Source organism: Synechococcus sp. MU1655, assembly GCF_023630655.1.
Taxonomy (GTDB): Bacteria; Cyanobacteriota; Cyanobacteriia; order PCC-6307; family Cyanobiaceae; genus Synechococcus_C.
Genome location: NZ_JAKUHK010000252.1, coordinates 1 through 2,759, shown reverse-complemented (window position 1 = coordinate 2,759; position 2,759 = coordinate 1). Strand labels below are relative to the sequence as shown.

3 protein-coding genes are annotated in these 2,759 nt (G+C 52.9%); 1 reads left to right on the top strand and 2 read right to left on the bottom strand.

Annotation, left to right across the window (positions count from 1 at the left end; translation table 11 throughout):
- Positions 1–367: GDP-mannose 4,6-dehydratase (locus NCN04_RS10230; RefSeq protein ID WP_250396029.1), on the bottom strand; the 367-nt coding region annotated here is incomplete at its 3' end.
- An 80-nt stretch (positions 368–447) separates the two neighbouring features.
- On the bottom strand, positions 448–1,887 hold the full coding sequence (locus NCN04_RS10225; protein WP_250396028.1) for a mannose-1-phosphate guanylyltransferase/mannose-6-phosphate isomerase: 1,440 nt from the start codon (positions 1,885–1,887) through the stop codon (positions 448–450).
- Positions 1,888–2,147: 260 nt separating this feature from the next.
- Here NCN04_RS10225 and NCN04_RS10220 point away from each other — a divergent pair.
- A partial coding sequence (locus NCN04_RS10220) for a hypothetical protein (RefSeq protein ID WP_250396027.1) occupies positions 2,148–2,759 on the top strand: 612 nt, incomplete at its 3' end.

The window sequence follows — 2,759 nt, the reverse complement described above, 5'->3', positions numbered from 1 at the left end:
ACACCTCACTGGTGCTGGCCAACAGCAACCGTGCCCCAACCCGCCTGGCTAAGCCCAGCATGTTGTAAGTGCCGATGAAGCTCGTTTTCGCCGTTTTCACCGGGTTGAACTGGTAGTGGACTGGTGAGGCAGGACAAGCCAAATGCCAGATCCGATCCACCTCAAGCTTGATCGGCTCGGTCACGTCATGGCGGATCAATTCAAAGCGAGGATGGCCCATCCACTGCGCAATATTCGCCTTACGGCCCGTGAAGTAATTGTCCAAGCAGATCACCTCTTCTCCATCTTCCATCAAGCGATCACAGAGATGGGACCCCAGAAAACCAGCACCACCGGTCACCAAATTACGAACAAGAGAAGCAGGCATCAGCTAGTTAGAAACCGAAAACAGGAGAGCAATGAGAAGGATCGAATTTGGCCTTGTTAAAGCTATGCAAAGGCTCTGCCCTACAGATCGCTGCGGCCATAGCGGTCTTCAAAACGCACGATGTCGTCTTCTCCGAGGTATTCGCCGCTTTGAACCTCGATCATGACCACTGGGATTCGGCCGGGATTGCTGAGCCGGTGCTTGCAACCGATGGGGATGTAAGTGCTCTGGTTTTCGCCGATGAGTTGCTCTTCGCCATCACGCTCCACAAGGGCAGTTCCGTGCACCACCACCCAATGCTCGGCTCTGTGATGGTGCATCTGCAGCGACAGGCTGGCGCCAGGTTTGACGGAGATCCGTTTCACTTGCCAGCGCGTTCCTTCCACCACGCCGGTGTAAGCACCCCACGGGCGGTAAATCTTGCGATGGGCTTTGCCCTCGGGGCTGCCCTCTGCTTCCAGCTGCTTCACCACCGTTTTCACGTTTTGAGCTTGGCTGCGATCAGCGATCAACACGGCGTCGTCAGTTTCGACGACCACGAGGTTTTCAACGCCAAGGCCTACCACCAGCCTGTGTTCACTGCGTAGATAACAGTTTTTGCTGCCTTCGCTGATCACCCGCCCGCGCAACACATTGCCGTTTTGATCGCGATCAGCGGTGTCCCATAGGGCGCTCCAGCTGCCCACATCACTCCAACCTGCATCGAGGGGAAGCACGGTGCCCAGCTCGGTTTGCTCCATCACGGCCACATCAATCGCCACGTTGGGGCATTTGGCAAAGGCATCTCGATCCAGGCGCAGAAAATCAAGGTCTGCCATGTCTTGTTCCAGGGCAGCGCGGCAGCAACTCACCACTTCAGGCGTGAGTCGCTCAAGCTCAGCGAGCATGGCGCTTGCCTTAAACAGGAACATGCCGCTGTTCCAGGTGAAGCGCCCACTAGCGATGAATTGTTCGGCGGTGGCTTGATCGGGCTTCTCCACGAAGCGCGCAATCGGCACTGGCGTCAATGCACCAGGCTGAAGAGATTCAGCGGCTTCGATGTAGCCATAGCCGGTTTCAGGTGCGATCGGAACAATCCCAAAGGTCACCAGTCGGCCGGCTTCCGCTTCTTTGCGCCCAGCAGCAATGGCGCTCTGAAACTGAGCTCCATCGCGAATCACATGGTCTGCTGCCAAAACGAGCAGGAGGGGGTCGTCACCTTGGGCTGTTGCTTGAAGTGCAGCGACTGCAACTGCTGGGGCTGTGTTGCGACCCATCGGTTCGAGCAGGATCGCGCCAGGCTCCACATCGATCTGGCGCATCTGCTCCGCCACAATGAAGCGGTGATCCTCGTTGCAGATCAGAAGCGGCTTCCCGAGCGCTTCAATTCCGTTTAATCGCTTCTGGGTTTGTTGCAGCAGGGTGTCGTCACCACTGCCTCCGAGGGGCCAATATTGCTTCGGGTAGCTAGCCCGCGAAAGCGGCCAGAGGCGTGTGCCAGTACCACCACAAAGGATCACAGGAATCAGAGGGGTGATCACCGGAGCACTATTGCCAACGACATCCAGTCTCGCGCAGCGGAAGAGTGGGATTCAAGGGTTGTTGGCTATGTGCGGATGAAGTTGGCGGTGGTTGCTTGTTCTTGAATTGATGCTTGCTAGTGTATTGATAGTGAATGAAATGATGGGCTTCAAGACTGGGCCTTGTTACACCTACGAAGTTAATTGTTGATTCAGATAGTGAATTTGCAAAAAAGGATCCCTTACGAGAAGATTGCCCGATTCCCACTGAATGCTTAGCAATGAATAATTTTGATGCTAGCTCCCTCTCGTCTGACGACGAAATTGATTTGCGGGAGGTAGCGGCGGCTTTCCAACGACACCGGTTCTGGGTTCTAAGTGGTGGACTACTAGGGCTAATTATTGCGTTAATACCAATCCTAAAACCTGCTCCTCTTCAAGAAACACTCAAATTAGTAGTTGACACCTCTCAAGGTCCTTGCGAGTGGACCAAACGGAAATTTAAACAATTTCAGACAAAGGAGGTGTTCAATATTGAATGTAGCGGTGAATTCATGACCGCCAGAAAAGAATTAGACATGCTTGCTGCTGATACTTTTAGACCTCCTGAGTCGCCCTCTGCGAAGGTTCAACCTTTAAACCTTGGAAGCAAAAAGGACGGCAATTTGACGTCAAGCACCACTCAACTCGAGGTATTAGTCACAGTAGATGCAGATAACTCAGAAGCCATCAATACTAAGCTTGAAAGACTAAAAACGAGATTTATGGATAACCGCCTAAGAAACACGCAAAGTCTGTCGACGGATATCCAGGTTGGCGAAGGCTGGATTCAAATCGAGAAAGGCCCCGATATCAAAGATATATCTAAATTTAAATCTTCTTCCATATCCTTA